General features: G+C 73.0%; 26 protein-coding genes. 6 read left to right on the top strand and 20 right to left on the bottom strand.

What is annotated here, in order from left to right:
• Positions 1-280: 280 nt before the first annotated feature.
• Together MLY01S_RS05475 and panC are read right to left on the bottom strand one after the other, a co-directional pair.
• A complete protein-coding gene (locus MLY01S_RS05475) occupies positions 281-1,048 on the bottom strand; it encodes a DNA-3-methyladenine glycosylase (RefSeq protein WP_082739749.1) in 768 nt (255 codons plus the stop codon).
• Positions 1,049-1,156: 108 nt separating this feature from the next.
• Positions 1,157-2,188, bottom strand: a complete 1,032-nt coding sequence (gene panC, locus MLY01S_RS05470) for a pantoate--beta-alanine ligase (protein ID WP_067190069.1) — start codon at positions 2,186-2,188, stop codon at positions 1,157-1,159.
• Between the two features lie 264 nt (positions 2,189-2,452).
• Between panC and MLY01S_RS05465 the strand changes: the two genes are divergently transcribed.
• Both MLY01S_RS05465 and MLY01S_RS05460 read left to right on the top strand, forming a co-directional pair.
• A complete protein-coding gene (locus tag MLY01S_RS05465) occupies positions 2,453-3,061 on the top strand; it encodes a LemA family protein (protein ID WP_067190067.1) in 609 nt (202 codons plus the stop codon).
• Positions 3,058-4,257, top strand: a complete 1,200-nt coding sequence (locus tag MLY01S_RS05460) for a DUF3137 domain-containing protein (protein WP_067190065.1) — start codon at positions 3,058-3,060, stop codon at positions 4,255-4,257. Before MLY01S_RS05465 ends, MLY01S_RS05460 begins: the two co-directional genes overlap by 4 nt.
• Positions 4,258-4,425: 168 nt before the next feature.
• Here MLY01S_RS05460 and MLY01S_RS05455 read toward each other — a convergent pair whose 3' ends face one another.
• Both MLY01S_RS05455 and MLY01S_RS05450 read right to left on the bottom strand, forming a co-directional pair.
• Positions 4,426-6,546, bottom strand: a complete 2,121-nt coding sequence (locus MLY01S_RS05455; protein ID WP_067190063.1) for a S9 family peptidase — start codon at positions 6,544-6,546, stop codon at positions 4,426-4,428.
• A gap of 80 nt (positions 6,547-6,626) precedes the next feature.
• The gene (locus MLY01S_RS05450; RefSeq protein WP_209279935.1) at positions 6,627-7,073 is read right to left on the bottom strand and encodes a type II toxin-antitoxin system PemK/MazF family toxin; all 447 of its coding nucleotides are present in this window, start codon (positions 7,071-7,073) and stop codon (positions 6,627-6,629) included.
• Between the two features lie 14 nt (positions 7,074-7,087).
• Here MLY01S_RS05450 and MLY01S_RS05445 point away from each other — a divergent pair, with 14 nt between their 5' ends.
• On the top strand, positions 7,088-7,567 hold the full coding sequence (locus MLY01S_RS05445) for a low molecular weight protein-tyrosine-phosphatase (RefSeq protein WP_067190061.1): 480 nt from the start codon (positions 7,088-7,090) through the stop codon (positions 7,565-7,567).
• A 25-nt stretch (positions 7,568-7,592) separates the two neighbouring features.
• Here the strand turns inward: MLY01S_RS05445 and MLY01S_RS05440 are convergent, their stop codons facing one another.
• A complete protein-coding gene (locus MLY01S_RS05440; RefSeq protein ID WP_135103276.1) occupies positions 7,593-8,282 on the bottom strand; it encodes a hypothetical protein in 690 nt (229 codons plus the stop codon).
• Between the two features lie 157 nt (positions 8,283-8,439).
• Positions 8,440-8,889 carry a DUF3806 domain-containing protein gene (locus MLY01S_RS05435; RefSeq protein ID WP_067190108.1) on the bottom strand — a complete coding sequence of 150 codons (450 nt, stop codon included), beginning with the start codon at positions 8,887-8,889 and terminating at the stop codon, positions 8,440-8,442.
• Positions 8,890-9,019: 130 nt separating this feature from the next.
• On the opposite strand from MLY01S_RS05435, the gene MLY01S_RS05430 reads away from it, so the two are divergent.
• Together MLY01S_RS05430 and MLY01S_RS05425 are read left to right on the top strand one after the other, a co-directional pair.
• A complete protein-coding gene (locus tag MLY01S_RS05430) occupies positions 9,020-9,520 on the top strand; it encodes a DUF3592 domain-containing protein (protein ID WP_167635496.1) in 501 nt (166 codons plus the stop codon).
• A 2-nt stretch (positions 9,521-9,522) separates the two neighbouring features.
• The gene (locus MLY01S_RS05425; RefSeq protein ID WP_067190055.1) at positions 9,523-10,407 is read left to right on the top strand and encodes a fructosamine kinase family protein; all 885 of its coding nucleotides are present in this window, start codon (positions 9,523-9,525) and stop codon (positions 10,405-10,407) included.
• A 157-nt stretch (positions 10,408-10,564) separates the two neighbouring features.
• Here MLY01S_RS05425 and MLY01S_RS05420 read toward each other — a convergent pair whose 3' ends face one another.
• The 10 genes from MLY01S_RS05420 to ftsH form a co-directional block, all read right to left on the bottom strand.
• On the bottom strand, positions 10,565-11,563 hold the full coding sequence (locus MLY01S_RS05420; RefSeq protein ID WP_082739747.1) for a Rossmann-like and DUF2520 domain-containing protein: 999 nt from the start codon (positions 11,561-11,563) through the stop codon (positions 10,565-10,567).
• A complete protein-coding gene (locus tag MLY01S_RS05415) occupies positions 11,560-13,461 on the bottom strand; it encodes a PH domain-containing protein (RefSeq protein WP_135103274.1) in 1,902 nt (633 codons plus the stop codon). The genes MLY01S_RS05420 and MLY01S_RS05415 overlap by 4 nt, the downstream gene beginning before the upstream one ends.
• Before the next feature lie 14 nt (positions 13,462-13,475).
• A complete protein-coding gene (locus tag MLY01S_RS05410; protein WP_245232096.1) occupies positions 13,476-13,937 on the bottom strand; it encodes a PH domain-containing protein in 462 nt (153 codons plus the stop codon).
• 19 nt (positions 13,938-13,956) lie between these two features.
• Positions 13,957-14,499, bottom strand: coding sequence for a DUF3180 domain-containing protein (locus MLY01S_RS05405; protein ID WP_067190106.1), 543 nt, complete (start codon positions 14,497-14,499; stop codon positions 13,957-13,959).
• Positions 14,496-15,248 (bottom strand): 2-amino-4-hydroxy-6-hydroxymethyldihydropteridine diphosphokinase, encoded by a 753-nt coding sequence (gene folK, locus MLY01S_RS05400; protein WP_082739746.1) that lies wholly within the window; start codon positions 15,246-15,248, stop codon positions 14,496-14,498. The genes MLY01S_RS05405 and folK overlap by 4 nt, the downstream gene beginning before the upstream one ends.
• The gene (gene folB / locus MLY01S_RS05395; protein ID WP_082739745.1) at positions 15,248-15,730 is read right to left on the bottom strand and encodes a dihydroneopterin aldolase; all 483 of its coding nucleotides are present in this window, start codon (positions 15,728-15,730) and stop codon (positions 15,248-15,250) included. Before folB ends, folK begins: the two co-directional genes overlap by 1 nt.
• Complete coding sequence (folP, locus tag MLY01S_RS05390; RefSeq protein ID WP_067190049.1) at positions 15,730-16,614, bottom strand: dihydropteroate synthase; 885 nt, start codon at positions 16,612-16,614, stop codon at positions 15,730-15,732. The genes folB and folP overlap by 1 nt, the downstream gene beginning before the upstream one ends.
• A gap of 87 nt (positions 16,615-16,701) precedes the next feature.
• Positions 16,702-17,661 carry a PhzF family phenazine biosynthesis protein gene (locus MLY01S_RS05385; RefSeq protein WP_067190047.1) on the bottom strand — a complete coding sequence of 320 codons (960 nt, stop codon included), beginning with the start codon at positions 17,659-17,661 and terminating at the stop codon, positions 16,702-16,704.
• The gene (gene folE / locus MLY01S_RS05380) at positions 17,661-18,263 is read right to left on the bottom strand and encodes a GTP cyclohydrolase I FolE (RefSeq protein WP_067190102.1); all 603 of its coding nucleotides are present in this window, start codon (positions 18,261-18,263) and stop codon (positions 17,661-17,663) included. The genes MLY01S_RS05385 and folE overlap by 1 nt, the downstream gene beginning before the upstream one ends.
• A 433-nt stretch (positions 18,264-18,696) precedes the next feature.
• Entirely contained in the window at positions 18,697-20,772 is a 2,076-nt protein-coding gene (gene ftsH, locus MLY01S_RS05375; protein WP_067190100.1) for an ATP-dependent zinc metalloprotease FtsH, read from the bottom strand.
• Between the two features lie 546 nt (positions 20,773-21,318).
• Here ftsH and MLY01S_RS05370 point away from each other — a divergent pair.
• Positions 21,319-22,383, top strand: coding sequence for a type IV toxin-antitoxin system AbiEi family antitoxin domain-containing protein (locus tag MLY01S_RS05370; protein WP_067190045.1), 1,065 nt, complete (start codon positions 21,319-21,321; stop codon positions 22,381-22,383).
• Positions 22,384-22,766: 383 nt separating this feature from the next.
• Here the strand turns inward: MLY01S_RS05370 and hpt are convergent, their stop codons facing one another.
• The 4 genes from hpt to MLY01S_RS05350 all read right to left on the bottom strand — a co-directional run.
• Positions 22,767-23,318 (bottom strand): hypoxanthine phosphoribosyltransferase, encoded by a 552-nt coding sequence (hpt, locus tag MLY01S_RS05365; RefSeq protein ID WP_067190043.1) that lies wholly within the window; start codon positions 23,316-23,318, stop codon positions 22,767-22,769.
• Between the two features lie 91 nt (positions 23,319-23,409).
• Complete coding sequence (gene tilS, locus MLY01S_RS05360; protein WP_245232095.1) at positions 23,410-24,687, bottom strand: tRNA lysidine(34) synthetase TilS; 1,278 nt, start codon at positions 24,685-24,687, stop codon at positions 23,410-23,412.
• Entirely contained in the window at positions 24,684-25,973 is a 1,290-nt protein-coding gene (locus tag MLY01S_RS05355) for an Rv3626c family coenzyme F420 biosynthesis-associated protein (protein WP_067190041.1), read from the bottom strand. Before MLY01S_RS05355 ends, tilS begins: the two co-directional genes overlap by 4 nt.
• A 66-nt stretch (positions 25,974-26,039) precedes the next feature.
• A partial coding sequence (locus MLY01S_RS05350) for a D-alanyl-D-alanine carboxypeptidase (RefSeq protein WP_174520638.1) occupies positions 26,040-26,266 on the bottom strand: 227 nt, incomplete at its 5' end.

Raw genomic sequence — 26,266 nt, 5'->3', positions numbered from 1 at the left:
CCACTGCCCGCGCCTGCCCGCGCCTCGATCTGATCCAGAGCCTGCCCGGCGTGCTCCCTTTCGGAACGAAGCCCCCGGGGCCAAGCGCCCTTCCCCTCCCCAGCGCTCGATTCGATCCGGAGCCTGCGCGGCACGCTCCATTTCGGAACGAAGCCCCCGGGGGCCAAGCGCCCTTCCCCTCCCAAGCGCTCGATCCGATCCGGAGCCTGCGCGGCACGCTCCGTTTCGGAACGAAGCCTCCGGGGCCTTGGACATCGCGGCCCGCGGCAGGCGGCCGCCCTCAGGCCGGCACGTTCCGGCCCGCACGGAAGCGGCTCACCGAGGCGTCGCCGGTGATCCAGTGCCGCCACGGGAACCGCGCCGATCCTCCCTCGCCGGAGACGCCCACCCGGGGCCCGGTCGACACGTGCGGTGGGGCCGAGCCGGCCGGCGGCGGAGCGAGGACGAACACGGCGGGTGCGAGGCCGTCGTCGGGACGCGGGATGCGGGGAACAGCAAGCCCGGGTGCTCCCCCGGGCGCAGGAGCATCGGCGAGTGTGATCGGCAGGTGCCCCATCTCCAGGGTGATGCCGAGGCCCTGGCCGAGGTTGCCGGGGCCGGAGAGCAGTCGGGCGCCGGTGTCCCGGCCCCGGCGGAGGACGGCGAGGTCATGACCGGCGACGACCTCAGCGGCGCGGACGAGGAGGCCGCCGGCCGCGTCGGGCTCGTGGACGACGAGGTTGAGACAACGGTGGATCCCATAATTCAGGTACACGTACGTCCGCTGCGGCGGCCCGAACAGCGCCGCGTTGCGCTCGGTGCGGCCACGGTAGGAGTGGGCGCCCGGGTCCTCGCCCCGGTCGCCGTAGGCCTCGAGCTCGGTGAGGCGGACGGTGACCGCCCCGTCGGCGGTGACGGCCGTGAGCAGGCAGCCGAGCAGGGCCGGCGCCGCCTGCCGCGGGTGGACGTGGAAGAGTGCGGCGAGGTCGTCGCAGGAGCGCGGGACGGGCGTCGAGACCGCGTCCGCCGGGTCCGCGCCCGGCAGGCCGCGGTGAGCTGGGGACGGCATCTTCATCCTTCCGGAGACGTGCGTGCGGACGCTGGACGAACCTCCACCCTGGCGGCGTGGACCGTCAGAATCCCAGCCGGGGCCGGCCTGCCACCAGGTGCCGACGCCTCAGTCCTGCGCCGCCGGCAGCACCATGTTGTCGATCAGCCGCACCGGCGGCACGTGCGCTGCCACGAGGGCGAGGGCGTCCCGGCGCAACGGCTGACACAGCAGCTCCGGGCCAAGCTCGGCGAAGGTGTCCCGGTCCACCACCACGAGGTGGTCCAACTCGACGCCCGGTTCGTCCTCGACCATCCGGCGAGCGGCTTGGACGTCGACGGGCTCGCCGGCCACCGCGGCGTCGGCCAGGCCGCGCAGGGCACGGCTGAGGACGAGCGCGTGCTCCAGGCCCGCGGCGTCCAGGCGGGTGTTGCGGCTGGACAGGGCAAGGCCCTCGGGGGAACGCACGATGGGCACGGCACGGACGTCGACGTCGATGTCCAGATCCGTGGCGAGGCGGCGCAGGACGGTGAGCTGCTGCGCGTCCTTCTGACCGAAGTAGCTGCGCAGGACCGGCACCGCCGGGCGGGCGATGTTCCACAGCTTCGCCACGACGGTGGCCACGCCGTCGAAGTGCCCCGGGCGGGAGTCGCCCTCGAGGACCTCCCCCATGCGGCCGGCCGAGACGGTGACGATCGGCGCGTCCGGGTAGCCCGGATACATCTGCTGCACGTCCGGGGCGAACACGACGTCGGCCCCCGCCGCCGCCAACAGGTCCAGGTCGGCGTCCAGGGTGCGCGGATAGTGCTCGAGGTCGGCCGGATCGCCGAACTGCAGCGGGTTCACGAAGATGCTGACCGCCACGACGTCGTTCTCGGCGCGGGCCCGCCGCACCAGGGCCGCGTGGCCGCCATGGAGGGCTCCCATCGTGGGGACCAGGCCGACGGTGACGGGCTCGGCGTCGGAGGCATCGTCGTCCGCGGCGCCGGCGACGAGCTCACGGAGGGCAGAGCGCATCTCGGCGACCGTCCGGGTCAGACGAGGACGCGCAGGCACACCTCCGGCCTCGGCCATCTCAGGTGCCGGGAGGGCGTCCTCGAGGGTGAGGCCGGTGCCGGCGGGAACGGGACGCTGGTCGGGGACGCGATCATAGGGGGTCACCGTCCAAGTCTAGGTGTTGGGGGTCATGAGGTTCTCTAGGTGTTGACGGTCATGAGGATCTCGCCACGAGGCACGGGGCCGGCCGGCGGGCGGCGCGCCGGGCGGTCACGGCCCCTGACCCGATGCCTTCTGTCCCCCACGTGCTACGGTGGCCGGCACCCGCGCCCGCACCCGGGCCCGCCCCCGCGCCCGCCGCGCAATGACTCCGACGCGTCCACGCGCCGCCGTCCCCGCGTCCACGCGCCGTCGTCCCGAGGAGGACCCGTGAACACCCCGCTCATCGTCACACTCGTCGTCGCCGCCGTGGTGGTGGTGCTCGCGGTGTGGGCCGTCTCCGTCTACAACGCGCTCGTCCGCCGCCGCAACGACTCGAACGAGGCCCTCAGCGGGATCGACGTCGCCCTGGAGACCCGCTATGACCAGGTGAGCCAGCAGGCCAAGGTGGTCGAAGGCGCCGTGGGCAAGGAGGTCCGCACCATCCTGGACGCGACGGCGCTGCGCACCGGCCGCAGCATCCGCGACCTGAGCGTCCCGGAGAAGGCCGAGCTCGACCAGACCCTCGGCGACGTCCAGCGGCGCATCATCAGCTCCCCCGGCAGCCTGGCCAGCTTCGAGGCCTACCCGGAGATGCGGTCGCTGGCGAACGTGGAGATCCTCCAGCGCACCGTCAACGAGACCGAGGAGCGCCTGCAGGCCGCCCGGCGCGCCTACAACGCGGCCGCCACGGAGTACAACACCGCCCGCGGGCAGTTCCCCACCGTGCTCATCGCCGGCCTGCTCGGCTTCCAGCCGCACACGCTGTTCACGCTCACCGATCCCGTCAAGCGCGGCCAGACGGACCTCGACGGCTTCCTCTCCGGGGGGCAGGCATGAGCGGCATCGAGGTCCCCCCGTTCGAGGAGGTCTGGTCCGGGCTCGACGCCGAGCGGACCCGGCAGGTGGGCGAGCAGGTCGACACGGCCCGCACCGATGTCCCCTGGTACTTCAAGGTGATGCTCGCCGGAGGACTCGCGGTCTTCGTCCTCGCACTGCTGCTGGGCCAGGTCCTCATCGCCCTGGGCGCCGCCGTCGTGTTCGCGATCCCGGCCTTCGTGGTCGTCCGCCGCCTGGCGAACGCGTCCCGCACCGTCAGCACCGACGTGACCGCCCCCGTGTTCGAGGCCATCGCGGCGGGGCTCACCCTCCCCCACGCCGCCCACGACGGCGCCGCCCTGCGCGCCGAGTACGAGCCGGAGGGCAGCGTCCCGCAGCCCCGCCTGCGCTCGGCCGGCTTCATCATGGACACCAGCGTCCTGCAGGAGGACGTCGTCACCGGGACCCTGGGCGAGACGGACTTCGTGCTGGCCGACCTGAAGTGGCAGCAGATGCGGCCGCCGGCCCCCGAGGCCGACCCCGAGAAGGAGGCGCGGGACCGCCGACGCATGGAACGCCTCCAGGACTCGGAGCGCCGGGGCACCCTGGACTCGCGACGCCGCCAGGACGAACTGTCCAGACTGGAGGCACGCTTCGAGCGCGGGGGCGACCTCAGCGCGCTGGTGCCCAAGTCCCTGCGCACCTCCGTCCAGGGCTGGGCGGAGCAGGTCACCACGGACACCGCGATGCTGGGCCCGTCCTTCGTGTTCTTCTCCGCGGACTTCCACAAGGACTTCACCTCCACCGTGTACCTGCTGCCCCGGAAGGACCACCAGGCGTTCCGCGGACTCAGCGAGGACACGGCCCGGGAGCGCGGAATCACCCCGCTGCGTCTGGAGGACGTGCGCATCACGCGCCAGTACGAGGGGTGGGCCTCGGACCAGGTCGAGGCGCGCTACCTCATCACCCCAGAGCTGATGGACACGCTCGACCGGCTGCGCGAACGCTTCGGCACCGAGCACATGGCCGTGTCCTTCACGGGAGGGCGCATGAACATCGGTGCGGCACTGGACACCAACCGGTTCGGCTTCGACCTGGCCCGGCAGCACGAGCGCACCATCGAGGACATGGGCCGGGACATCTACGAGGACCTCGTCCTGTTCCTCGGCCTCGTGGAGGACTTCCGCCTCAACACGCGCATCTGGTCCAAGGACTGAGCCGCGGGCCGACGCGCAGTCAGCGCACCGTCAGGCCGCGCTTGGAGCCCTTGCCGGCCGTGCTCGGCGGCGGCCTGGACGGTGCCCCTCCCCGGACACGACGACGGCCGCCCGCCTTCTGTAGGGAAGGCGGGCGGCCGGCGTCGGGCAGGGCCGTCAGGAGGGCCGTCAGGGGTTCAGGCCGAGCTCCTTGGGCAGGGGTGCGGCCTCCTCGCCGAGGACCTTCTCGGCGAGGAACGCCTGGACCACCTCGTACCAGACCTTCGCGTGCTGCGGGGTGAGGATCCAGTGGTTCTCCTGCGGGAAGTACAGGAACCGGTGCTCGGTGGAACCGTCCTCGCCCGCCGGCAGGCCGGACGTGGCGAGCAGCTCGTACCAGAGGCGCAGGCCCTCGCCGATCGGCACGCGGTAGTCCTTGTCCCCGTGGATCACGAGCATGGGGGTGACGATGTCCTGCACGAACCGGTGCGGGGAGTTCGCGGCCATCATCTCCGGGCTCATCTCACGGTCCCAGTAGAAGGAGGCGTCCGTCGTCGGGCCGAAGCCCTCCAGCGCCCAGAGGGAGGCGTGGGTGACGATCGCCTTGAAGCGGTCCGTGTGGCCGGCCACCCAGTTGGCCATGTAGCCGCCGAAGGAGCCGCCCATGGCGGCGGTGCGGGTGGCGTCGATGTCTGCCCGGGCCTCCACGGCGTCCGTGATGGCCATCAGGTCCGTGTAGGGCTCGGCGCCCCAGCGGCCCCAGCCGCGCTGCACGAAGTCGCGGCCGTAGCCGGTGGACAGCGCCGGGTCCGGCAGGAGCACCGCGTAGCCCTGGGCGACCATGAGCCACGGGTTCCAGCGCCAGGACCAGGCGTTCCAGGAGGACACCGGGCCGCCGTGGATCCACAGCAGCAGCGGGTGGCCGCCCTCGGGGGCCTTCCCGGCAGGCAGGGCGAGCCAGCCGCGGACGCGGGTGCCGTCCTCCGTGGTGGTCTCCACGTCCTCCAGCGTGCCGGGCACAGCCGGGCGCTCGGACGGGTTCTGCAGGCGCGTGGCCTCGCCGGTGGCGAGGTCCACGCGGGCCACCTCCGGTGGGAACAGGTAGGAGGAGCGCACACCGTACAGGGTGGTGCCGTCCGGGGAGATGACGACGTCGGACCACGCCTCGTCCTGGTGCGTCACCTGGGTGGCGGCGCCGGAGGGGACGTCGATGCGGAAGAGGGGGGCGCGGCCGTCCTGGTCCGCCACCGCGATGACCGCGGAGTCGTCCGGCAGCCAGCCGACCACGTGGGGCCAGCGGTCCCAGTCGTGGGCCAGCGGGGTGAGCTCCCCGGTGGCGGTGTCCATCAGGTACAGGTGCGGGTCCTGGGTGGACTGGGGGGTGGTGTGCGGGCCGACGACGACCACCGCGCGGGTCCCGTCATGGCTGATCGGCCCGGCGTGGGCGTCCTGGCCGGGCTCGTCCACGAGGGCGGTGACCTGGCCGGTGGCGGTGTCCACCCGGGCGATCCACTCCCTCATGTCCGCCTTCGCGCCGGCGCGGGACGCCGTGACCAGCGCGAACGAGCCGTCCGGGGCCACCTGGGCGGAGACGCCGAAGCCGTGGGAGCGGTCGAAGCCGGTGAGGTGGCGCAGATGGTGTTCGCCCTCCTCCGGGATGCCGCCGGCGTCCTCGATCTGCTCGGCGCGGGGGTGATCGGCGGAGGCGTCGTCCTGGTCGGCCGGGGCGTCCGGGTCCGGGCCGTCGGCGAGCACGAACAGCTCGGGCGTGGCCGGGCCGAGGTCGTGGTCCCAGTAGCGGACCGGGTAGCCGGTGTGGAGGATGGCGTCCACGCCGGCGTCCTTGCGGGCCTTCGCCAGCTCGGCATGCTCGGCCTCGGTGGCGGCGCCGCGCAGGCGCGGGGCGCCGAGCACCACGGTGTCCGCCGCGGAGGCGCAGGAGACGGAGGAGACGCCACCGGGGCGGGTCAGCACCACGCGGGCCTCGCCGCCCTGGGCCGGCAGCGCCCAGAGCGCAGAGGACTTCTCCTCCTCTCCCGGGGCAGGGCGGCTGGAGGTGAAGTACAGGGTGCCGTCCGCCGCGAACTCGGCACCGGCCTCGCCCTCCACGGAGCGGGTCAGGCGGTGCGCCGGCCGCTCGCCCGACGGGTCCACCTCCCACAGGGCGGAGGCGTAGCCGGTGCCCTTGGCGTTCGGTGTGGCCAGCGTGGTGACCAGCCGGGTGCCGTCCGGGCTCAGGGTCAGGCCGGAGGTGCGCGGCAGCGCGATGAAGTCGGTCAGGTGGTGGAAGGACGTGCGCGGTTCACTCATGAGAACCGTTCTATCCGCGGGGTGTGATGCGGGTCAATCGGCTTCGCGGCGAACGGAACCGGTGGAGCGGGAGGTGCAGATCAGGGCAGGGCCAAGAAGTCTCGAAGCCAGACGTCCACCTCGCGCATCGTCGTGACGTCGACCCGCCCGAGCAGGGATCCCAGCCTGTCCCTCGTGATCATCCGAGGCTGCTCCGTCAGGACGAAGGTCGGCCGAGGCAGCTCCAGGTGGGGGCCCGTCAGGCGGACATGGTTGGGCCAGCCCCGGTCGGCGGTGGTGCAGGGAAGCACGATGGCCGGTGTGTCAGCTTTGGCCAGGAAGAGGTCGCTCGCCACGACCAACACCGGCCGCCGGCCGGCCTGTTCCCTCCCCAGGGTCGGGTTCACATCCGCCCACACCACGTCTCCGCGATGGAGCTCAACGGTCACCGTCGTGCCCCTCTGGCGCAGGAAGTGCGACGTCCCATTCCCGGAACTCCAGCCTTCCGCCCGCCCACGGACGCCCATGGCGCGGCTGTGCGAACGCATGGAAGGATCGAGGCATGCGCATCATCACCGTCTGCCTGGGCAACATCTGCCGCTCCCCCGCCGCCGAGGCCGTGCTGAAACGCGCCCTACAGCGCTCCGGCCTGGACTCCCAGGTCTCGGTGCGCTCGGCAGGGACAGCGGACTACCACGTGGGCGAGCAGCCCTACCCGCTGACCCTCGAGGTCGGCCGGGAATGGGGCTACACCTTCGACTCCGTGGGCGCGCAGCTCACTCGCGAGGACATCGACGACGCGGACCTGATCCTCGTCATGGACGAGTCGAACTATGACGACGTCCTGGCCCTGGCCGGACCCGGCGACGCGGAGGACAAGGTGCACCTGCTCGGCGAGTTCGCCTCCTCCGTGGACACCCAGGGCGTCCTGGAGGTCCCAGACCCCTGGCAGCGCCCGAAGCACGTGTTCGTGGACATGTACGAGCAGATCGAGGACTGCGTGGAGGGAGTCGTCGCGGCCATCAAGGCCGGAGACCTCTAGGACCTCCGCCGACGGCGAGACGTCATCACGCCTGCGCCGGCAGTGCCTCGGCGAGCGCCGTGACCAGCGCGTAGAGGGCCTCGCCGGTCCGGGAGGCCTCGTCCGGCCGCGGTGCCGGATGCACCCGCCAGGTCAGCGGGGTCCCCGGGACGTGGACCGCGTCCGCGATCACCCAGTCCTGAGACGTGCTGCCGTCGATGACAAGGAACTCGGTCTGCGCCTCCTCCACCCGGTGGCTGACATGCAGCTCCACATGCCACGGCGTGTCCGCGCCCGGCCCGTGCCAGGTGGCCGTCATGCGCACCACCTCGTCCCCTGCGGCCTGCTCACGATGGGCCAGCCACAGCCGAGCCTCCACGGGACGGTTCGGCGCAGTGTCCACGACGATGTTCCAGGCCCCGCCGAGGGCGCGCTGCACCGGCGCTGGCTGGTCCCCGTCCGGAAGGCCCCCGGCCAGACCGTTGGGGGCCACCACCGCGTCCCACGCGCCGACCTGTGCCACCCGTGCGCGCGGTGCCGCCACCGGCGGTGCGCTGACCTGCGCAGCCGGTGCCGCAGCACGCAGGACCTCGACGGCGGCGGCCAGGATCTGCCCGGCATCGGAACGCTCCGGCGCGGACAGCCAGACCACCTCACCGCCGCCGTCCGGCACCAACGCGGCACCGACGGAGCACAGGTCGCCGCACAGGCCCGACCGCAGCACCTCCACCCGCACCCCCGGGACGGGGTCGGGGCACCTCTGTGTGCTGAGGGCAAGGCCGAACGTCGGGCCCGGATCCTCAAGAACCAGACTCGGCGGCCCGTCCGGTCCACCGTGATCACAGCGCAGGACGACGACCCCGCCATCCGTGAGAATGCACACCGCCCCCACGTCAGCCCTGCCCCCGCACCTGACGCACCTGCCCGCCGAACCACTCGACGAACTGCGGGACCCACCCGGTGGCGCCTTCGTTCCAGTGGGTGCCCACAGTGGACTGCGGGAAGACCACCGCAGAGGAGAAGGGATCCCGCAGGCCGAGGTGCGTGCCGTCGTCGTCCCTCACGGTGACCCACTGCAGACCGTGCGCGGCGCCCAGGTGCTCGCCGAGCAGCACGGCCACCACGTCCAGCATCACGGAGGCGACCTCCGGCTCCAGCTCCCCGGCCTGCACGGCCGCGAGCTGCCGGTCCGCGTAGGCGCTGACCTGGTCCAGCTCGAGGTGGTCCACGCCCTCCTGACGGGCGAAGCCGAGGCGGTCCTGGACCCACTGCTCCTCCGCATCGGTGAGCGGGGCGACGGCGTCGGTGTGCGGGGCGTTCTTCTGCGCGGCATCCTCGGTCATGGACACCATTCCATCACGGCGGTCGTTCCCCCGGCCGGGCCCATGCGCTAGCGTCTCACCCGGACAGGGGTGGCCACAGGCCGCCGGACAGACGGACTCCCGGAAGGCGCGGGAGGCAGAGGAGGGAACCTTGCTCGGATTCGGGCCCGGAGGATTCAGCACGTTCCAGCTCATGTTCGCGGCGGTTCCGCTGTTCATGATCGCCATCGCCGGATGGGGGCTGGTCTCCGTCGCCCGGCGCCGCGCGGACGCGAACCGCATCGTCCGCGTCGGGCAGCGCGTGCAGGGCAAGGTGATCACCGCCTACGTGGGCCAGAGCGGCTCCGGGGACAACCGGCAGACCTACATCGTGGAGACCATCGAGTTCATGACCCTGGACGGCCGCACCGTACGCGCCTCCCCCACCTATTCGGACGTCGGACTCACCGACCGCGGCGGCATGTTCGTCACCGTCGTCTACGACCCGCAGGACCCCTCCCGCTTCCTCGCCCCCCAGGACGGCCAGGAGCTGCGGATGCGCGGCCATGGTGTGCAGATCGGCGTCCGGGTGTTCATCATCCTCTTCGCCCTGTTCTTCCTGGTGTCCTCACAGCTCATGTTCTTCAGCTTCACCTCCCTGCTGGACCGCTGAGCATGGCGGGCACCGGCTCCACGCACCGCGTCCGCCACGACGACGGCACGCTCGCCTTCCGCAAGACCGCCGCCCTCCCCGGGCTCCTCGCCTTCGAGGCCCGGGGCCTGCGCGCCCTGGCCGGTGCCGGCGCACGGGTGCCGGCCGTGCTGCGGGCCGAGGACGACCTGCTCGAGATCGAGTGGATCGAGGACACCGGGCGGGCCACCCCGCAGACGGAGGAGGCGTTCGGCCGGGAGCTGGCCGCCCTGCACCGGGACTCCCGGCCGCCGGAGGCAGGTGCCGACTGGTTCGGCGCGGTGGACGGACACCCGCACCGACCCGCCGGATCCGACCGCGGGCAGGTGCGGGCCTGGCTCGGGGCCGCCCCGATCGACCTGGCCCCGTGCGACACCTGGGCGGAGTCCTGGGTGGTCCGACGCATCGTGCCGCTGGCCGAGCAGGCCGTGGACGCAGGCAGCGCCCCCGAGCGCGTCCGAGAACTGGCGGCCGCGCTGGCGGAGCTGACGGCCGGCTTCGGACCCGACTCCCCGAACACGCACCCGGGTGCGGCGGTGCTGGGAGGGGCGGAGCCGTCGTCGTTGGTCCACGGTGACCTGTGGGCCGGGAACCGGCTGATCGACGCCGCCGGGCGCAGCTGGCTGATCGACCCGTGCGCGCATCGCGGACACCGCGAGGTGGACCTGGCCATGATGGACCTGTTCGGCGGTTTCGGGCCCGGGGCGTGGGAGGCGTACGAGGAGGCCTTCCCACTCGCCGACGGGTGGCAGGAGAGGGTGCTCGCCTATCAGGCGGTGCCCCTGCTGGTGCACGCCGTGCTGTTCGGCGGCGGGTACGGGCGGCAGGCCGAGGCGGCGCTGGAGCACGCCGTGCGGCTGGGAGGCTGAGGCGCCGGCCAGGGCGGAATGAGTTCCTCCTCCCCTTCCACCAACTGGTGAGGACTCACCCCCTCGGGGCCCGAAAGCAGGGCGGGAGAGGGTGAGTCCTCACCAGTAAGCGGGGGGACCAGAAAGCGGGGGACCAGAAAGCGGGGGCGTGGAGGGGTCAGAGCCCGCCGGTCTCGCCGCCGGTCTCGCTGCCGGTCTCGCTGCCTGTCTCGCCGCCGGTCTCGCCCGACTCCTCCGCGCCGTCCAGGGCGGCGCGGATCCGCCCCGCCGCATCCGGGCGCAGGGCGCCGCGGTCCTCGGCGCGGTCTGCGGTCGCGCGGGCCATGGCCTCCCAGGCGTGGAGGATGTCCGCGGGCATGCCCTCGGCCACCAGATGCTCCAGGGTCTCGCGGTGACCACGCACCGTCTCCACGTCCCCGCGGGCCACCGGGCCGGTCAGCGCAGCGTCCCCGTTGGACAGGGCGTTCTCCAGGGAGGCCGAGAGCAGGGGCCGCAGCAGGCGCTCGGTGTCCGTGACACCGATCTCCGCCAGCAGCTGCGCCGACTGTGCGGTCAAGGTCACCAGATGGTTCGAGCCGTGGGAGAGGGCCAGGTGATAGGCCGGCCGGTCCGCCTCCTTGATCACCACCGGCTCACCGCCCATCTCCACGGTGAGCGCCTGCGCCACCGGCAGCACCACCGGGTCCGCGGTGACGCCGAAGACGCAGTCCTTGAGCCGGTCCAGATCCAGGGACAGCCCGGTGAAGGTCATGGCCGGGTGGATGGCCAGCGGGATCGCACCGACCGCCCGGACGGACGTCATCACGCCCACGCCGTAGCGGCCGGAGGTGTGCACCAGCAGGTGCCCGGCCTGCACGTGGCCGGCCTGCACGAGACCGTCCACGAGCTCGCCGAGCACGTCGTCCGGGACGGCGAACAGCACCATCTCGGAACGGCGCAGGATCTCCGGGATCTCCAGGACCGGCACGTCCGGCAGCAGCGCCTCGGCCCGGGTCTTCGAGGCCTCGGACACCGCGTGCACGCCGGTCACCGTGTGCCCGGCGCTGCGCAGGGCCGCGCCCAGCACGGCACCCACCTTCCCCGCGCCGATCACGCCGACGCCCAGGCGTCCCGGACGCTGGGCGGGGTCGATCGCGGTGTCCAGTCCGCCGGTCACGGTGTCTCCGTCGTGGGGGTCGGGCCCGCCTCCACGCTCGGCACCCGGCCGGGGGCCTGCGCGGCCGGCGCGGGCGCCGCAGCACCGGCCCCCGCAGGCTGCAGCTGCCGCTCGAAGCGCTTGAGCTCCTCGGGGGTCATCCACTGGTCGCGGTCCTTGAGGCGGCGGGCCACGGCGGCGATCTGCGACTCGTGCTGGAACAGCTTCTCGGCCGCCGCACGGTCCTGCGCCTTCACGGTGACCTGCTTGCCTCCGGCAAGGTGGACGGTCACGTCGGCCACGCGCAGACGGCGCTGTACGGGTCCGGCATCGATCCGCAGGTCCTGGATGCGCTCGTGCTCGGCCACCTCGAGGCGGCGGGCGAACCGTCCGCCGCGCACCAGCAGCAGCCGGGAGGTGGTGAGGAAGCCGGTGCGGCGCCACGTGAACCACGTGAACCAGGCCCGCGCCCGGTGCGGTATGTGGGTGAACCCGCCGTCGGTGAGGTCGCCGTGCATGGCCACGTGCATCAACTCCGCCGGACTCAGCTCTGCGGCCTCGCCCTCGGCCACGCCGGGCTCCGGGGACACGATGGTCAGCACGCGCAGCACGTCCTCCCACGGGCCCACCGGCAGCACGAGCGAGCGTTCGGAGTCCACACCGGTGCCGTAGCCGGCCACCTGCACCCGCACCTGGTACCAGCCCAGCGGCCGCCAGAACAGCGACTGCCGGATGGTCACGCCCTGCACACGCCCGGGCGGAACGGTCTGGGAGTTCGTCTCCGTCAGGCCGTAGCGCAGCTTCAGCCCGTCCCGCGAGTGGCGGACGGTGAAGCCCCAGCCCTTGTTCAGACCGGACCAGGTGCTGGTGACGATCGCGAACAGCAGCGGGACCGCGAAGCCCGCCGCGCCGAGCCCGATGATGGACCACCGCGTCTCCCCGTCGCCCAGCCATGCCTCGGGCATGAGGCCGACGAACAGTCCCGCGGCCCCCAGGAACCCGGCGAAGCCGATGAGGGTGGCCAGCGGGCCCGAATCGGACAGCATCACCGAGCCGACCAGCCGTCCCGGCGGGACCTTGAGCATGAGCACACCCTCGTCCCGGTCGCGCAGCATCGGCTGTCCGGCCGGGGCCACCGTGTCCGGCGAGCCGGAAGCGGCGGGTGCAGTGTCGTCGTCGGGAAGGGGGCCGGGGGCGGACGCGCCCTCTGCGGGCAGGCCGTCTGCCGGCTGCGCCTGCTCGGCCCGGTAGTCGGCGACGCCCGAGGCGTGGTCGAGGATCTCGCGGCGGACCTGCTCGGCGCGGTCCTTCTTCAGAAAGGACAGCTCCAGGGCGGTGTCCCCGCCGTCGGCGGCCTCGACCTTTACCGCCGCCAGCCCGAACAGGCGCGGGATCAGGGGGTGCTGCAGGTCCACGGCCTGCAGGCGGTCATAGCGCATCTGCCGGTTCTTCCGGAACAGCCAGCCTTCGCGCAGCTGGACCTCCGTGCCCGTGAGGCGGAAGCGCCTGAACCACCAGGACAGGAAGAAGACCACGCCGAGCAGCAGGATCACGCCGGTGGCGATGCCGATGGCCGGCAAAAAGTCCATGATCGAGTCCGGCCCGGAGCCGCCCGAACCGGAGTCCCCGCCGCGGCGGCCGGCGCCGAAGACGCTGTCCACCCACTCCTCCACGAACTCACGGCCGACGATGAACAGCATCACCGCCAGGAAGGTCCAGCTCTTCACCCACGGGGTCAGCGGGTGCATGCGGGTCCAGCCCTCGGCGTCCGTGGGACGCCCGGTGTCCGTCACCGAGGCGTCGGCGGCGTCTGTGGGCCGCTCGGTGTCCGTCGCGGGGGCGTCATCGGCGGGGAGGTCCTGTCCCTGGGGCTGGGGTCCGGGCAGGTCGCGGCGGTCGTCGTCCTGAGGCGTCGGCATGCGGTCCTCCGGGATCACAGGCCTGCCAGCCTTGCCTGGCCGCGCTGCATGAGCACCTCGCGCAGCCGCTCGGACTCGGCCTTGGACAGCCCGGTCATCTCCAGGTCCGCGCCGGCGGTCTTCAGGGTCACCGTCTGCACGCCGAAGCGGCGCTGGATCGGCCCCTCCTCCACGTCCACGTACTGCAGGCGCCCGTAGGGCACGGCCTTCACGGAGCGGAACATCAGTCCCTCCCGCCAGAGGATGTCGTCCTCCCGCTCGGCATAGCCCCGGGCACGCACCTGGCGGGGGATCAGGGCGAGGTCGATCAGACCCCACAGCAGCATCGCGCCGGGCAGACCCCAGGCGAACCAGTCCCAGAGGCCCGCCCAGACGCCGGTGAGCTTGAGGATCAACGGGACGGCGGTGACGCCCACGAAGAACAGCGTGCCCACCACGCCGGTCACCAGCTGGGCCGGGATCTCCCGCTCGGACACGGGCGTGAATTCGACGCCCTCAAGCTCCATGGCGCGCACTGGCGTATCCCTCCTCCGTCTCGGGTGGACGGCGGACGCCCCGCCCGCCGGACTGCCCATCTTGCCCGAGGCCGCCCTCGGGATCCGAATCGTCGCCGCGGATGCGGCACCAGGACTCCACCAGCAGGCCGATCACCACCATCACGGCACCGGCCACCACCATGAGGATCGCGTCCAGGAGCACGCCGCGGGCGGCGACCGCCCTGGTCAGCACCTGCACCAGCACCCCGGCGTGCCAGCCGCCGAACAGGGCGCCGGCGAACGCCCCCGCCTGGGCCAGCACCAGGATGCGGGCGGCGGCGAGCGGGTCCATGCGCTCGGCGGGCTTCCGGCCCCGGTCCCGGCGGATGCGCAGGCCGAAGCCGAGGCTGATCAGGGCCACCACCAGCAGGGTGATCAGGGCCGGAGGGCCCAGCACCGGGGTCAGCCGGCCGGCGCCCTGGGAGAGCAGCGCGACCGTCCAGCCCAGCAGGCCGGCCAGCAGCGCCATCCCGGGCAGCCACCAGGTGCGCAGCGTGATCATGTGCGGTCCCTCCACGTCGAGTCGATGCGCTCTCCGGGAGCAGTCTCCTCCTGCCGTGAGGTCCCGCGCGAGGCCGGCGACGCACCCGGGGAGAGGCGGCCGCCGTCGGGAAGGGAGGGCTTCGGGCGGGCGGGCCCGCCGTCCAGGTGGACGCGCTCCGGCGGCATGCGGCGGACCGTGTCCGCGCCCTCGGCGCGCGCGGCGAGCTCGGCCACCGGCACCCCGGCGAGCGCGGCGTCCGGGTCCAGCCAGAGCCACGGCAGCAGCACGAAGGCGCGCTCGGCGGCGCGCGGATGCGGCAGGGTCAGGTCCGGGTGGTCGCTGGTGAGGTCCCCATAGGCGACGATGTCCACGTCCAGGGTGCGGGCGCCCCAGCGGACGGTCCGGCGGCGGTGGTGCTCCTGCTCCAGCAGGTGCGCGATGCCCAGCACCTCCCACGGCGAGCGCGTGGTCCGCGCGGTGACCACCTGGTTCCGGTAGTCCGGCTGTCCGGGCGGGCCGCCGACCGGCTTCGTGAGCGCACGCGGGGACGCCTGCACGTCCGTGAACCCGGGCATCACCGTCAGGGCGGCCACGGCCGCGTCCATCGTCTGGTCCGCCTCCCCCAGGTTGGCGCCCAGCGCCAGCACGACGACGGCCGGCCGGCTCGGCCTGTCCCCCAGGGTCTTCGTGGGGGCCGGGCCCTGTGCCGGGTGGGTCCAGTCCCGCGGGACGGGCTCGCCCGGGGCGGGGGTGGCGGTGTCCGACATCAGCGGGAGGCCTCGAGGTCGGCGCGGTCGCGGACGACCGTCACCTGGACGTCGTGGAACTCGTGCGGCAGCGGGGCCTGCGGCTTGTGCACGGTGACCTCCACGGTCCCCGCCAGCGGCTGGGTCTGCAGGATCGTGCCGGCGATGCGGTCCGCCAGCGTCTCGATGAGGTCGAAGGGCTCGCCCATGATGAACCCGGCCACCAGGTCCCCGACCTCGGCGTAGTTCACGGTCTTCGTCAGGTCGTCCGTGGCGGCGGCCTCGGCGACGTCCACGTGCATGACCACGTCCACCGCGAACGGCTGGCCCTCGCGCTTCTCCGCCTCGAAGACCCCGTGGTGGCCGACGGCGGAGATGCCCATGAGGCGGATGACGTCTCGGCGGGCCGGACGGACCGGGCGGACGCTCTCAGCGCCGGTGTGCTCGGAACGGACGCCGCGGCCGGCGGTCGGGCCGGAGGCGCTCTGGTGGCGGGCGAACATCAGACGGTCTCCTTGCCTCGCCAGGCGGCGGCGGCGCGGACGGCGTCCGCGGTCGGGGGGACGTCGTGCACCCGGACCGCCCACGCACCGTAATGCGCGGACAGGGCGGACACGGCGGCCGTGGCGGCGTCGCGCTGCGTCGGGGACGGTGAGGCGCCGTCGTCGTGGGTGTGCCCGGGCTGGCCCTGAAGGAGGGTGCCCAGGAAGCGCTTGCGGGAGGCGGCCACCAGCACGGGGTGGCCGAGGGGGGTGAGCCGGTCGAGGCCGCGCAGCAGCTCCCAGTTCTGCTCCCCGGCCTTGGCGAAGCCCAGGCCCGGGTCCAGGATCAGCTGCTCCGGGGCGACGCCGGCGTCGTAGAAGCGCTGGCGGACCTCGATCAGCTCGGCGATCACGTCCTCCACCACGTCCCCGTAGTCCGCGAGGGCGTCCATGGTGGTGGGGGTGCCGCGGTTGTGCATGAGGATGTACGGCGCGCCGGTGGCGGCGATGAGCGCGGGCATGTCCGGCTCGTGGTTCAGCCCGGAGACGTCGTTGACGATCACGTCCCCCAGGGCCAGCGCGGCGCGCGCGGTGGCGGTGTGCCTGGTGTCCACCGAGAGGACCGCTCCCTCGGCGAGCAGCTGCTCGATCACCGGGAGGATGCGCTCCTGCTCCTGCTCCTCGGTGACGAACGCGGCGCCGGGCCGTGTGGACTCGCCACCGACGTCCACGATGTCCGCCCCGGCGGCGAGCAGCGCGCGGCCGTGCTCGATCGCGGCCGGGACGGAGGCGTGGAGGCCTCCGTCCGAGAAGGAGTCCGGGGTGACGTTGAGGACGCCCATGACGAGCGTGCGGTCAGCCGGCAGTCGGCGCAGAAGGGCGGGCGTCTGGTCCTCGGCGGTCATGGGTTCATTGTGTCAGAGCGGGCACGGGCGCCGGCAGACGTGGCCGGGCGTCGGCAGACGTGGCCGGGCGTCGGGGCCATGCCGCGCTCACGCCAGGATCTGCCCGTGCACGCCCACGGTGACGTCGCCGCCGATCCAGAGGTCCCCGGCCTCGTCCGCGCTCACCCGCACGCGCCCGTCCCTCCCGACGGCGGCACCCTGCCCCGCCTCGAACGGCACCGTCAGCCGGTGGCCGCCGTCCGGCGCGTCCGCGCCAGTGAGCCAGCAGGCCAGGCCGGCGTTCAGGCTGCCGGTCACGGGGTCCTCCCGCACACCCGAGTCCGCGAGCAGGGCACGGACCTCGAGGGCGACGGCGGCGGTCCGTGCGTCGGTCAGTGCGCACAGTCCGACCTTCACCGCCGAGCCATCCGCCGACGGCCGTGGGCGGACCCCACGCAGGGTCTCCACGTCCCGCAGCAGCAGGGACAGCCAGCCGGGGCCGTTGTCCGTCCAGCGAGCGGCGACCACATCCTCCACGCCCAGGCCGGCCACGTGCAGGGCCGCCTCCAGTTCGGCCCCATCAGGCTCCGTGTCCCGCGTGAGGGCGGGCGCACGGAAGGCCAGGCGCAGCGGCGACCCCGCACCACCGGTGAGGCAGCCCTCGGAGGCGACGGGGCCGTCGTCGGGACGCAGGTGCGGGCCGGACTCGATCCGGACCTCCACGAGGCCGGCGGCGCACTCCTGCACCACGACCCCGGGCGTGCGCGGACGGCCGCCGGCCAGCAGCCAGGCCGCGGCGGTCCCGAGCGTGGGGTGCCCGGCGAACGGCAGCTCGCCGGTGGGGGTGAGGATGCGGACGCGGTAGTCGGCGGCCGGGTCCGTGGGCGGCAGGACCACGGTGGTCTCGGACAGGTTCGTCCAGGACGCGACCGCCGCCATCCGCTCCTCGGACAGGCCCTCGCCGTCCATCACCACCGCCAGCGGGTTGCCCGCGAACGGCCCGGCGCCGAACACGTCCACCTGGGTGAACGGTCGGGGCCGGACGCGGCAGTCGTGGGAGGCGGACATCAGCCGTTGAGGATCAGGCTCATCGCCTCGGCCCGGGTGGAGGGGTCGCGCAGCTGGCCGCGGACCGCCGAGGTGACGGTCTTCGCGCCGGGCTTGCGGACCCCGCGCATGGACATGCACATGTGCTCGGCCTGGATCACCACGATCGCCCCGCGCGGGTGCAGATGCTCCACGAGCGCCTCCACGATCTGTGTGGTCAGCCGCTCCTGGACCTGAGGGCGGCGTGCGTAGAGCTCCACCAGCCGGGCCAGCTTGGACAGGCCGGTCACCCGGCCCTGCGCGGACGGGATGTACCCGATGTGCGCGGTGCCGTGGAACGGGACGAGGTGGTGCTCGCAGGTCGAGTAGAACGGGATGTCCTTCACCAGCACGAGCTCGTCGTGCGCGATGTCGAACGTCGTGCCCAGCACCTGGTCCGCGGACTGGTGCAGGCCCGCGAAGAACTCCGCGTAGGCCTTCGCCACGCGCTTCGGGGTGTCCTGCAGTCCCTCGCGGTCCGGGTCCTCCCCGATCGCCTCGAGGATCTCGCGGACGGCCCGCTCGATGCGCGGCCGGTCCACGGTGGTCTGCTGCGGGTCGAAGGTGCCCGGCACCCCCGTCACGACGTCGGCTCCGTCACCCCGGCCGGCCGCCTCCCCCTGCGGGGCGTTCCGATGGGGATCCTGGGCGCCCCGGTGGGGATCCTGGGCGCCCCGGTGGGAATCCTCGGCGTCCCGGTGGGGATCGGGGGAGGTGCCGTGCGCGGCGGGGGTGCCGTGTCCGGCGGGGGTGCCGTGCGCGGCGGAGGTGCCGGCGCCGTCGTCGGGACGCTGCGCCTGCGGCGCCGAGGAGACGAGCACGGGATCCGTGTCCGCCGACGTCACCACCGACTCCTGCGCCGACGGGTCCGAGACCGCAGGCGACGCGCCGCCGTCCATCCAGTCCTCCGGCCAGGCGTCACGGCCGGGCTGGTTGCTGCCGGGCTGGTCGCGGCCGGCGTGGTCGCGGCCGGGGTGGTTGCTGCCGGCGTGGTCGCGGCCGGGCTGGTCATGGTGGTCAGTGGATCGGGTCATGGCCGGCTCCGGGCAGGTCGGGGCCGCCGTCACCGGGCGCCGAGCCCCGGTCCGGTCCGGCCGTGGTGGGCGGGGCGTCCGGCGCGTGGCCGGGAACGGTGGTCGACTCCACGCCGATCGGCTCCTGCTCGCCGTCGCCGAGGCGCGAACGGCGCTCCTGCGGGGACAGCACCGGGGGCAGGTCCTGCTGCGGGCGGTCGTCCGCGGCAAGCCAGACCGGGCGAGGCTCGCGCTTGCGCACGTCCTTGAAGATCTCCGCGACCTCCTCCTGGTTCAGCGTCTCCCGCTCGAGGAGCTCGTAGGCCAGGCGGTCCAGGACGTCTCGATTCTGAGTGAGCACCCAGTGGGCCTCCGCGTGCGCCTGGTCCATCAGCTGACGGACCTCGGCGTCCACGAGGTAGGCGAGCTCCTCCGAGTAGCCGCGGCCGGAGCCTGGGCTGCCGTGGCCGAACGCCTCCGAGTTCTCGCCGCCCAGCTTCACAGCGCCCACCTTGGAGGACATGCCGTACTGGGTGACCATCTTCTGCGCCGTCTCGGTGGCCTTCTGGATGTCGTTCGCGGCGCCGGTGGAGGGATCGTGGAAGACGATCTCCTCGGCCACCCGGCCGCCCATGGCGTAGGCCAGCTGGTCCAGCAGCTCGTTGCGGGTGATGGAGTACTTGTCGTTCTCCGGGACCACCATCGTGTAGCCGAGCGCCCGGCCACGGGGCAGGATCGTGATCTTCGTGACCGGCGCCGAATGGCGCAGGCCCGCGGCCACCAGGGCGTGGCCGCCCTCGTGGTAGGCGGTGACCTTGCGCTCGTGCTCGTTCATCAGGCGCGTGCGCTTCTGCGGGCCGGCCATCACCCGGTCCACGGCCTCGTCGAAGGCGGTGGCGTCGATGACGTTGTTGTTCGAACGGGCCGTGAGGAGAGCGGCCTCGTTGATGACGTTCGCCAGGTCTGCACCGGTGAAGCCCGGGGTGCGCTTGGCGATGGTGCGCAGGTCCACGTCCAGGGCGATCGGCTTGCCGGTGGCGTGCACCTCCAGGATCTTCGCGCGGCCGTCCAGGTCCGGGGCCTCCACCGGGATCTGCCGGTCGAAGCGGCCCGGACGCAGCAGGGCCGGGTCCAGGACGTCCGGCCGGTTGGTGGCCGCGATCATGATGACGTTGGTGGAGGCGTCGAAGCCGTCCATCTCCACGAGCATCTGGTTCAGGGTCTGCTCGCGCTCGTCATTGCCGCCGCCGATGCCCGCGCCGCGGGAACGGCCGACCGCGTCGATCTCGTCCACGAAGATGATCGCCGGAGCGTTCTGCTTCGCCTGCTCGAACAGGTCACGGACACGCGAGGCGCCCACGCCCACGAACATTTCCACGAAGTCCGAGCCGGAGATGGAGTAGAACGGCACGTTCGCCTCGCCGGCGACGGCCTTGGCGAGCAGGGTCTTGCCGGTGCCGGGAGGGCCGTACAACAGGACGCCCTTCGGGATCTTCGCACCCACGGCATGGAAGCGCTGCGGCTGGGTCAGGAACTCCTTGATCTCGTGGAGCTCCTCGACGGCCTCGTCCGCGCCGGCGACGTCCTTGAACAGCACGTCCGGGTTGTCCTTGTTGATCAGCTTCGCCCGGGACTTGCCGAACTGCATGACCTTGGAGTTGCCGCCGCCCATGCGGCCCATGAGGAACCAGAACAGGCCCAGGATGATGATGAACGGCAGGACCAGGCCGAGCATGGACAGGAACCAGTTCGAGCGCTCCGGCTCGTCCTGGTAGCCGTCCAGGGAGGACTCGTCGATCGCCGCGACGACGTTCTCGGCGCGCGCCTCCGAGTAGTAGAAGTAGACCTCCTTGCCGAAGTCCTTCCCCTCCTGCTTGTAGTTCTCGCGGAGGGTGAGGTCCACGCGCTGGTCGCCGTCGGAGATGAGGGCCTCGGCAGCCTTGTTCTCCTTCAGGAGCGTCATGCCGACGTTCGTGTCCACCGCCTCGCGCTGCGGCTGCATCACGGAGGGGATCACGAAGCCCAGCACCACCAGAGCGAGCAGGATCCAGAAGAAGGGTCCCTGGAGGAACTTCTTCAGACCCGAAGGCCTGTCCTTCGAGCCGGCGTTCTTGTCCGCCACGTGGCCACGCTCCTGTCCTGAAACACGGCCTGCCGGCCGGGTGCACTGGTCCGGGGGCCTACGTTACCGGCCGGGGCCGACGGGATGCTGGCGGGCGGCGGAGAGTTCGCCGCAGGTGGACAGCGGCCGAGGTGGGGGCGGCGTGGGGTCGTGTGGGCGGGGTCGTGTGGGCGGGGGCGCGGGGGCAGTCTGGCGGTCGACGGCGGCCAGCTCAGCGGGCGAGGCGTGGGCGAGGGCGTGAGCGCGGGGCAGTCTGGCGTCGTCGTCACCGTCGTGGCGGCGTCACCACCCTTCGCTGTGTGCCACGGGTCGGAATGCCCCTGCTCAGCAGCGCGAGTTCCGACGCAGGGGATACAGACGGCACGTAACGCTCCTCTCCGGCAGCCCGTCACCCACGTCGTCGTCACCGACGCCGGAAGGAGAATCGCTACCGCCGGCGAGCGGTTATCCACAGATTCCCCGCGGACACCCCACAGCTCCCACGCCTCATCCACGCTGGTGTCGATGAGACACCCCGCCCCGTTCCCCTCCTCCCTGCGCTCCCGCGCCTTCACCCTCAGGGATGCAGAGAAAGCCGGTGTCAGCAAGGAGCGCCTCCGACGCCGGGACGTTCAGCGGATCGGCCGGGGCGTCTACCGCTGGATCGGCCTCGAGGGCGACGGACCCACACCGCCCGGCTCCGCACAGACGGAGAACCCCCCGTCCGGACAGTCCACCACCGGCGTGGACGGCGGCTCACGCCTGTCCGACGAACAGCCCTACACCTGGACCCGTCATCTGGACATGGAGGAGATGAGGCGCCTGGATCACCTCCTCCACCTGCGTGAGAGCGTGGTCCTCTCCCATGTCACCGCCGCCCGGGTCCAGGGACTGTGGCTGCCGGCACGGGTCATGGACGACCCGCGTCTCCATCTCACACGCGACCCGCGCGCCGGCGTCCCCCGCGCCCGGGGGTTCGCAACCCACCGCAGTCGCATCGGTGCCGAGGAACTCGTCGTGAGCCAGCTTCTGGGACGGGAGTGGCAGGTCACCGATCCGACTCGGACGTGGCTGGACATGGCCGCGCTGCTGGAGCGCAACGAGCTCATCGCCTTCGGCGACCACCTGGCCCGACGCGCCGTGCGCTTCGACGGAGGCGACGGTGGAGTCTTCTTCCTGTCTCGCCTCACGGCGGCCGTGGAAGGCCGGGCCGGCCGCCGCCACCGGCGGTTGCTCCGCGAGTGCGCCGCGCAGATCCGCATCGGAGCAGACTCCCCGAAGGAGACGGAGCTGCGGCTCGCGCTCGTGGACGCCGGCCTTCCAGACCCGGATCTGCAGATCACCGTCGTCGACCGGGAGTTCCATCCGAAGTACCCGGCCAGTGCGGATCTCGGATACCGCAGGCAGCTGATCGCCATCCACTACGACGGCAAACACCACGGCAGAGAGCGGCAGCTGAACAAGGACGTGCTGCGCAACGCCGCCTTCGAGCGCCACGGCTACCGGAACATCGTCGTCACTGCACGGGATGCGGACAACGCCTATGCGCGGGTGATCCGTGAGGTCAGGCGTCTCTGGCCGAGTCCGTGAGCGCAGACGGACGGAGAACGGCTCGGCTCGTCCCTGTCCGCCGTGGAGCCATCATGTCGATGACCTGCTGACTGTGTGCCCCGGGTCGACCTGCTGACTGTGTGCCACGGGTCGACCTGCTGTCTGTGTGCCACGGGTCGGAATCGCCGCAGATTCGACCGCTTTTCCGACGCAGCCGATACAGACTCGGAGTAGATGTCCGCGAGACGTGGAGTAGATCACTCCCGCCCCGGCCGGCACCCTCTGCCCGGCCAGCGCACCGCCGCCCCGGCCGGCACCCTCGGCCCGGCCAGTGCCCCCAACCAGACCCCCGGCCCGGCCAGTGCCCCCAACCAGACCCTCTGCCCGGCCAGCGCACCGCCGCCCCGGCCGGCACCCCAGGCTCAGGAGTACACGTGCGGGGCGAGGGTGCCCACGAAGTCCAGGTTGCGGTACTTCTCGGCGTAGTCGAGCCCGTAGCCGACCACGAACTCGTTCGGGATGTCCTTGCCCACGTACTTCACGTCGATCTCGACCTTCATGGCGTCCGGCTTGCGGAGCAGCGTGCAGATCTCCACCGAGTTCGGGTTGCGGGACTCGAGGTTGGTCTTCAGCCAGGACAGCGTGAGGCCGGAGTCGATGATGTCCTCGACGATCAGCACGTCGCGGCCCATCAGGTCCGTGTCCAGGTCCTTGACGATCCGCACGACGCCGGAGGACTTGGTGCCGGAGCCATAGGAGGAGACGGCCATGAAGTCCAGCTCCACGTGGGACTTCAGCGCGCGGGTGAGGTCGGCGACCACCATGACGGCTCCCTTGAGGACCGCCACGATCAGCAGGTCCTTGCCCTTGTAGTCCTCGTCGATGCGGGCGGCGAGGGACTCGATGGTCTCCTGCACCTCCTCCTTGGTCATGAGAACGTGAAGAAGGTCGTCCCGGACGTCGTTGGCATCCATGCTGAGCCGCTCCTGTAGGGGTGTGTGGTGACAGGTGGGAGGCGTCCGGTCGGGGCGGCCCGGGTGGCGGGCGGGCCTGCGGCGGACGCGTTCAGTCGACCGCGGGGTCGGGGTGGAACTCCAGTCTTGCACATGTGCGCGCGCCCGCGCCCGGGCGCTCTCCGCCTCCGGCGGCTTCCCGACGACGGCGCCTCACCCGGGTGCCCCCGCCCAGTTGCACGGGGCCCGCCGAGGTGCCGCCGCGGCGCGCCTGCGTGACGAGGGCGTCCACCGCCAGGAGGCGTTCGCGGGTGGTGGGCTCGGCCCCGGTCAGGGTGGCGGCGCGGGCGTAGATCCGGTGCCGGACGGCGGCGGGGAGGGCGGCCAGGCCGTCCAGGTCGAGCGCGAGCGGGCGAGGCGACGCGGTGACGGCCGTGTCCTCCACGTCCCGCCGCAGTCGGGCCAGCTCCCGGCCGGCCCAGGCCTCGAGGGCGGCGGCGTCCTCGGCCGCGATGGCCGCGGAGCGGACGAGCCCGGCGCGCACTCCGGCGCCGAGGCCACGCTCCTCGTCCTCGAGCAGCGGCAGCAGGTGCTCACGCACCCTCACCCGGCGGATGTCGAGCTCGGCGTTCATGGGATCGGTCCACCAGGTCGCGCCCGCCCAGGCGCAGATCGCCTCGGTGTCGGCGCGGGTCAGCCCGAGCAGCGGACGCACCAGCTCCACGCGCCCATCGTCGGATCCGCCCGTCGTGCCCGCCCCCTCTGCGCCGCCGGCCTGCGTCGGCGGGAGCAGCCGGCGCCGGGCCGGCATCCCGGCCAGGGAACGGGTGCCGGAGCCCCGGGCGAGGGCGAGGAGGACCTGTTCGGCCTGGTCGTCGGCGGTGTGGGCGGTGACCACCAGCCCTGCCCCGGTCCGGCGCGCGGCCTCGGCCAGCGCCGTCATCCGTGCCGCACGGGCGGCGGCCTCGGGGCCGTCGCCGTCGTCCTCGACGCGGACCGTCTCCACGCAGGTCGGTTCCATCCCCAGGCGACGGCACACCTGGGCGGCCGCCGCAGCGACCGCGGCGGATCCCGGCTGCAGCCCGTGGTCCACCACCGCAGCCCCGATCCTGAGTCCGGCGCCCTCCCGCGTGCCGATCAGGACGGCGGCCAGCACGGCGAGCGCGAGCGAGTCCGCCCCGCCTGAGACGGCCAGGAGGGCCGGCCGCTGACCTTGAAGGACACCCTTCAGCGCGGCGACCCCGCGGTGCACGGCGTCCGGCCAGCGGGTCGGCGGCGGCCACGCACCCAGCGCCGGCGGCTCGGCGCCGCGCCCGGCAGCGCCTCCGTCACCGACCGGCACCCCGGCGGTCCGCCGGTCCACCTCGCCCCCGCCGTCCATCGCGTTCATGCCTCGCGGCGCATGCGGGCGACCCACAGGTCCGGCGCGTGGATCTCGGCCTCGGTGGGCAGCAGCGCGGGGTCGTCCCAGACCACGTTGAACCCGTCCATGCCGAGTTCGGCGACCGCTGCGTCCACGAACCTCTGCCCGTCCGCGTACTGCCGCATCTTGGCGTCCATACCGATCAGCCGGCGCACGAACCTCTCCAGCGGGCTGCGCCGGTCGCCGCGCGCGTTGAACCGGCGGCGGATGGTCTTCACGGTCTCCACCACCTCGGCGTCCACCGCGTCCATGACCACGTTGGCGTGCCCCTCGAGCAGGGACATCACGGCGGTCAGGTGGGACAGGCGAGCCCGGTCCTCGTCGTCCTGCAGGGCCCCCAGCAGCCCGCCCGGCCCCTCGGCACCGCCCGGCCCCTCGGCACCGCCCGGCCCCTCGGCACCGCCCTTCCCGACGGCGGCTCCCGCCCCCGTCTGCAGGGTCACCGCGGCCTCCCCCTCGGCGGTGACCGCGGGATCGGCCGAGACGGCCGGGCGGCCGGTGGGGCCGTCGTCGTTGCTCCTGCCGGGCAGCGCGGCGGCGAACGCTGCGCAGAGGCGCTCGGGCAGGGAGTCCGACTTGTCGAACAGGGCGGAGGTGAGCTCCGTGGTCTTCTCCTGCAGGTGCGTGGCCAGCCAGTCGGCGGCGGCGAACTGCACGCGGTGGGTCTGCTCGTGCAGGCACACCCAGAGCCGGAAGTCCTCGGGGACCACGTTGATCTCGGCGCGCACGGCGGCCACGTTCGGGGCCACCAGCATGAGGCGTCCGCCGTTGCCGGAGAGGGCGGCGAAGGGGTCGTACTGGCCGAGCACCTTGGAGCCGAGGAACGCGAGGATCGCGCCGAGCTCGGCGCCGGTGGCAGCGGTGGCGACCGGGGTGGTGGAGACGGCGTACTCCTGCGGGCGGGTGGCGGCGAGGTGCGCGAAGGTCGGGGCGAGCAGCGCCTTGAAGGACCGGGTGTTCGCCGTCGCCCAGGTGGCGCGGTCCACGATCAGCACCTGGGAGTCCCGCAGGTCGCGGGCGGCCTCGAGGCCGGTGAGCCGGTGGACGTGCTCCACGGAGGCGTCCGCGGCGCGGCGCAGTCCCTCGGCCTCGGCCTTCGCCTGCCGCGCGGAGAGCCGGGGGCCCGGTGGGACGAGGGCCCCGGCGGTGCGGGCGGCCACGGCCCAGTCGATGGGATCGCGGCGGACGGCGTCGGCGGAGGGGCCGGGGGCGTCGGAGCCGGCCGGGGCGGTGGCGGCGGTGGAATCGGTCATGCGCCCAGTCCACCACACGGCCCCGGTCTCAGGACGCCCTCGGGTCCCCTGTGCAGGGGGCTTCGCTCAGAGCTGGGCGAGCGCGACCACGGCCCGGTCGGTGGCGGCGCGGGCCTCGCCGACCTGGGAGTCGATGCCGGAGAGGACCACGGAGAAGACGAGCACCCGCCCCCGGGGGGTCACCACGCGCCCGGTGAGGGACACGGACTCGAGCAGGGTGCCGGTCTTGGCGGCGGCCACGTCCTCCGCCGCGGTGCCCACCAGCCGTTCGGAGAGCGTCGAGTCGCTGCCGG

This window comes from Micrococcus lylae NBRC 15355, assembly GCF_001570885.1.
Taxonomy (GTDB): Bacteria; Actinomycetota; Actinomycetes; order Actinomycetales; family Micrococcaceae; genus Micrococcus; species Micrococcus lylae.
Note: the sequence above shows the minus strand (reverse complement) of the source record. Positions and strands in the feature narration are given on the sequence as shown.

Excerpts from the sequence above, each read along its gene's own strand:
- MLY01S_RS05435 (WP_067190108.1), bottom strand. The coding sequence starts at position 8,889 with ATGACCGAGGATGCCGCGCAGAAGAACGCCCCGCACACCGACGCCGTC.
- MLY01S_RS05455 (WP_067190063.1), bottom strand. The coding sequence starts at position 6,546 with ATGAGTGAACCGCGCACGTCCTTCCACCACCTGACCGACTTCATCGCG.
- folK (WP_082739746.1), bottom strand. The coding sequence starts at position 15,248 with ATGTCGGACACCGCCACCCCCGCCCCGGGCGAGCCCGTCCCGCGGGAC.
- MLY01S_RS05385 (WP_067190047.1), bottom strand. The coding sequence starts at position 17,661 with ATGTCCGCCTCCCACGACTGCCGCGTCCGGCCCCGACCGTTCACCCAG.
- folP (WP_067190049.1), bottom strand. The coding sequence starts at position 16,614 with ATGACCGCCGAGGACCAGACGCCCGCCCTTCTGCGCCGACTGCCGGCT.
- hpt (WP_067190043.1), bottom strand. The coding sequence starts at position 23,318 with ATGGATGCCAACGACGTCCGGGACGACCTTCTTCACGTTCTCATGACC.
- MLY01S_RS05450 (WP_209279935.1), bottom strand. The coding sequence starts at position 7,073 with ATGCGTTCGCACAGCCGCGCCATGGGCGTCCGTGGGCGGGCGGAAGGC.
- MLY01S_RS05370 (WP_067190045.1), top strand. The coding sequence starts at position 21,319 with ATGAGACACCCCGCCCCGTTCCCCTCCTCCCTGCGCTCCCGCGCCTTC.
- MLY01S_RS05355 (WP_067190041.1), bottom strand. The coding sequence starts at position 25,973 with ATGACCGATTCCACCGCCGCCACCGCCCCGGCCGGCTCCGACGCCCCC.
- MLY01S_RS05475 (WP_082739749.1), bottom strand. The coding sequence starts at position 1,048 with ATGCCGTCCCCAGCTCACCGCGGCCTGCCGGGCGCGGACCCGGCGGAC.
- MLY01S_RS05405 (WP_067190106.1), bottom strand. The coding sequence starts at position 14,499 with ATGATCACGCTGCGCACCTGGTGGCTGCCCGGGATGGCGCTGCTGGCC.
- MLY01S_RS05425 (WP_067190055.1), top strand. The coding sequence starts at position 9,523 with ATGGCGGGCACCGGCTCCACGCACCGCGTCCGCCACGACGACGGCACG.
- MLY01S_RS05460 (WP_067190065.1), top strand. The coding sequence starts at position 3,058 with ATGAGCGGCATCGAGGTCCCCCCGTTCGAGGAGGTCTGGTCCGGGCTC.
- folB (WP_082739745.1), bottom strand. The coding sequence starts at position 15,730 with ATGTTCGCCCGCCACCAGAGCGCCTCCGGCCCGACCGCCGGCCGCGGC.
- MLY01S_RS05415 (WP_135103274.1), bottom strand. The coding sequence starts at position 13,461 with ATGCCGACGCCTCAGGACGACGACCGCCGCGACCTGCCCGGACCCCAG.
- tilS (WP_245232095.1), bottom strand. The coding sequence starts at position 24,687 with ATGAACGCGATGGACGGCGGGGGCGAGGTGGACCGGCGGACCGCCGGG.
- MLY01S_RS05445 (WP_067190061.1), top strand. The coding sequence starts at position 7,088 with ATGCGCATCATCACCGTCTGCCTGGGCAACATCTGCCGCTCCCCCGCC.